This window comes from Thiocystis violacea, assembly GCF_016583575.1.
Classification (GTDB): domain Bacteria; phylum Pseudomonadota; class Gammaproteobacteria; order Chromatiales; family Chromatiaceae; genus Thiocystis; species Thiocystis violacea.
Window position 1 is genome coordinate 1 of the sequence record NZ_NRRG01000179.1, and the last position, 525, is coordinate 525.

A 525-nucleotide genomic window follows, 5' to 3' on the forward strand; every position below is an offset into this window, starting at 1 on the left:
AACCATGCGGCGCCCGATCCGGCGGCGAGAGCGAAGAGACCGGTGGCGAGGCCGAGGAGCCCGTATTCGAGCGCGAAAGCCGAGAGAAGCTGCCGCCTCGTGGCCCCTAGTGCCTTCAGGATGACGGCGTCCTGGCGGCGCTGTCGATGACCGGCGGCGAGCGCTCCGGCGAGCACCAGCATGGAGACGAGGAGGGCGAGCGAGGCGGCGATGCGCACGGCGAGCGCCAGCTGCCTGACGACCGAATTGACCGCTTCGATGGCATCCTTGACGCGCACCGAGGTGACCCCCGGAAAGGCGTCGGTCACCTCGCGCAGGACCGTGCCGGAGAGCGCTTCCGGGCTCCCCTCCGGCAGGGTCAGAGTGGCGAGATGGGTGTGCGGCGCTCCCGAAAATGTGTTCGGCGTAAACACCATGACGAAGTTGATGGCGAGCGATTCCCACTCCACCGAGCGGAAATTGGCGATCCTCGCCGTCAGGTTCCGGCCGAGCACGTTGACGGTGACGGTGTCGCCGAGCTTCAGG

The 525-nt window shown here is 67.8% G+C and carries 1 protein-coding gene; it reads right to left on the minus strand.

The features are described 5' to 3' along the window. A partial coding sequence (locus CKO27_RS24070) for an FtsX-like permease family protein (RefSeq protein WP_338116186.1) occupies positions 1-525 on the minus strand: 525 nt, incomplete at both ends.